We start from the raw sequence: 2,882 nt of genomic DNA, 5'->3' as shown, positions 1-2,882 counted from the left end.
TGTTGATGAACTCAAAAGGCGCCTTAAAAAAAGAAAAACAGAGAGTGAAGAAAAAATAAATATGCGCATTGCAAAAGCATCTATTGAACTTGCAACAGCACCTCAGTTTGATTATGTAATTGAGAACAACGATTTGGAAGTTGCTCTTCAAGAAGCGCATAAGCTTGTAGCAAACTTTATTAAATCAAACAATTAATTTGTGTTAAAGTCAAAAAAAATAGGCCTTTATTTTGGCTCTTTTAACCCCATTCATATTGGGCATTTAATCATTGCAAACCATCTGGTGGAATATAGCGATTTAGATGAGATTTGGCTGGTAGTCACGCCTCACAACCCCTTTAAAAAGAAAAAAACGCTTCTTGAAGACCACCACCGTCTTGAATTGGTCAACAGAGCATGTGAACATTATGAAAAGCTTAATGCAAGCGACATCGAATTCAAACTACCACAACCCAACTACACTATCAATACATTAGTACATTTGTCTGAAAAGCATCCTGACATTCAGTTTTGTCTTCTAATGGGTGAAGACAACCTCAACACCTTTCACAAATGGAAAAACTTTGATGTTATTTTAAAACATCATCCCATTTATGTGTATCCTAGAAAGACTGATAACGGCCACGAAAATCAATTTTCCAATCATCCGGATATTGTGCATATTGAAGCCCCCATCATGGAAATTTCTTCCACACATATTCGAAAAGGAATCAAATCAGGAAAAAACATAAGACCACTCCTTCCTGCTGAAGTCTGGAAATATATTGATGAGATGAATTTTTACAAAAAATAAAAACCGCCCAAGTTAGGAAACAAGAGCGGCTTTCAAACTAAATAACCAACCAAAAAACCTTCACTACTTTCCTGATAAAATCAGAAAATTCACTTGGGTTTCTTATTTACAAAAACGCACATATTGATTTTTAAATTGTGTATGAAATCCTAATCTGTTGTTAAATTTTAAATCTCAGTGACAAAGATTTTTTAAGAAAAATGTGCTACACAAGCTTTTAAAGCATAAAATATGTATTTTTGAGATACAATAAAAATTCAATTAAATGAAAGAAAATCCAAGTTTTGCAGTTATTGGGGGAGGAAGTTGGGCTACAGCTATTGTAAAAATGTTATGTGAAAATCTTCCAAAAGTGCATTGGTATATGAGAAGCATTTACGCCATAGAGCACATCAAAAAAGAAGACCACAATCCCAATTACCTGAGTTCAGTTGAGTTTGATACCAAACAACTTTCTTTAAGCAACGATATCAACAAAGTAATCAAAAATGCAGATGTTGTAATTTTTGCGATTCCTTCTGCTTTTTTAAGTAATGAGTTGGAAAAACTCACAGTATCTCTAGAGAAAAAAATAATATTTTCAGCCATTAAAGGCATTGTTCCCGAAACAGGATTAATTGTCGGTGAACATTTCAATCAAACATATAACATTCCTTTTGAAAACATTGGTGTTATTACAGGCCCCTGTCACGCTGAAGAAGTCGCATTGGAACGACTTTCATACATCACTGTAGCTTGTGCTGACCCTGAAAAATCAAAAATGGTAGCCAAATACTTAAGCAGTGATTACATAAAAACTACTACCAGTGACGATGTGATAGGCACCGAATATGCCGCAATGCTGAAAAATATTTATGCCATTGCCGCCGGAATTGCTCACGGTTTGGGCTATGGTGATAACTTTCAGAGCGTATTAATGAGCAATGGCATTAGGGAAATGCGCAAGTTTATCAAAAAAGTCTATAAAATGAAGCGCAATATCAACGACTCGGCTTATTTGGGGGATTTATTGGTGACGGGCTACTCCACCTTTAGCCGCAACCGCATGTTTGGTAATATGATTGGTAAAGGCTATACTGTAAAAAGTGCTCAAATGGAAATGAGCATGGTAGCCGAAGGCTATTATGCCACCAAAAGCGCCTGGGAGTTAAACCAAAAAAAGAAAGCCAAAACCCCAATTATCAATGCGGTTTATGAGATTCTTTACGAAAATAAAAACCCTAAAAAAGTATTTAAGAAGTTGACGGAGAAGTTGGATTAATTAGACAGTATTCCTTGATGTTCCAATAAAGGAATCTCATCTAAGTTTTCATCTTTGATGCTGTAAGGCTCAAAAACAAACATGCGGTCATAAAGTTTGCCATTCGCAAAAAAACTGAGTAGAAATTCGTTTTTAAACGGCAGGACTTCTTCGGTGATAAATTCTACTTTTCTAAAGGTCTTTGGTTCTAAAATTCCCAGTCCGTGACGAAGGGTTGCTGTTTTTTGGTCATCTTTACTGCCGCGGGAAACCACAATGGTAACTTCCATTGTTAGCTTGCTGTTGTTGATGAGATAAATATTCCAGCTTTGGTTTAGAAATGCCTCATCCCACTCTTTGACAGCAGCGATATGAATGTCTTTTACCTCAGGAAATTCAATGTCCTTGCGCATTATTAAAGTGCACTTTTAAACTGTTCTAAAAAACGCAGGTCATTTTCATAAAACATACGAATGTCGCCTATTTGATAAAGCAACATCGCGATGCGTTCAATACCCATTCCAAAAGCAAATCCGGTATAAGTTTCTGGGTCGATGCCGCAGTTTTTTAATACATTGGGATCTACCATCCCACAGCCCATAATTTCTAGCCATCCGGTTCCTTTGGTGATGCGGTAGTCGGTTTCGGTTTCAAGCCCCCAGTAAATGTCCACTTCGGCGCTGGGCTCGGTAAACGGGAAGTAAGACGGGCGAAGTCTGATTTTAGACTTGCCAAACATTTCTGTACAAAAATAAATCAAGGTTTGCTTTAAATCAGCAAAAGAAACGTCTTTGTCGATATAAAGACCTTCCACCTGATGGAAAATGCAGTGTGAACGTGCAGAAACGG

The 2,882-nt window shown here is 36.8% G+C and carries 3 protein-coding genes and 2 pseudogenes; 3 read left to right on the top strand and 2 right to left on the bottom strand.

The features are described 5' to 3' along the window. The 3 genes and pseudogenes from AACY61_RS11710 to AACY61_RS11700 form a co-directional block, all read left to right on the top strand. A pseudogene (locus AACY61_RS11710) lies at positions 1-196 on the top strand (guanylate kinase); the annotation flags it as partial. Positions 197-199: 3 nt separating this feature from the next. Then, positions 200-793 carry a nicotinate (nicotinamide) nucleotide adenylyltransferase gene (nadD, locus tag AACY61_RS11705; protein ID WP_339611764.1) on the top strand — a complete coding sequence of 198 codons (594 nt, stop codon included), beginning with the start codon at positions 200-202 and terminating at the stop codon, positions 791-793. A gap of 265 nt (positions 794-1,058) precedes the next feature. Next, positions 1,059-2,054: an NAD(P)H-dependent glycerol-3-phosphate dehydrogenase gene (locus AACY61_RS11700; RefSeq protein WP_339611763.1), complete on the top strand. Its 996-nt coding sequence runs from the start codon at positions 1,059-1,061 to the stop codon at positions 2,052-2,054. Here the strand turns inward: AACY61_RS11700 and AACY61_RS11695 are convergent. Next, positions 2,051-2,446 carry a hypothetical protein gene (locus AACY61_RS11695; protein ID WP_339611762.1) on the bottom strand — a complete coding sequence of 132 codons (396 nt, stop codon included), beginning with the start codon at positions 2,444-2,446 and terminating at the stop codon, positions 2,051-2,053. The two genes, AACY61_RS11700 and AACY61_RS11695, sit on opposite strands and share 4 nt — an antisense overlap. Before the next feature lie 2 nt (positions 2,447-2,448). Beyond that, positions 2,449-2,882: pseudogene (locus AACY61_RS11690) on the bottom strand (phenylalanine--tRNA ligase subunit alpha); the annotation flags it as partial.

The organism is uncultured Planktosalinus sp., assembly GCF_963973675.1.
GTDB lineage: Bacteria > Bacteroidota > Bacteroidia > Flavobacteriales > Flavobacteriaceae > Planktosalinus.
Note: the sequence above shows the minus strand (reverse complement) of the source record. Positions and strands in the feature narration are given on the sequence as shown.

What these genes read in the sequence shown, in the direction of transcription:
- AACY61_RS11695 (WP_339611762.1), bottom strand. Translation starts at nt 2,446, where the DNA reads ATGCGCAAGGACATTGAATTTCCTGAGGTAAAAGACATTCATATCGCT.
- AACY61_RS11700 (WP_339611763.1), top strand. Translation starts at nt 1,059, where the DNA reads ATGAAAGAAAATCCAAGTTTTGCAGTTATTGGGGGAGGAAGTTGGGCT.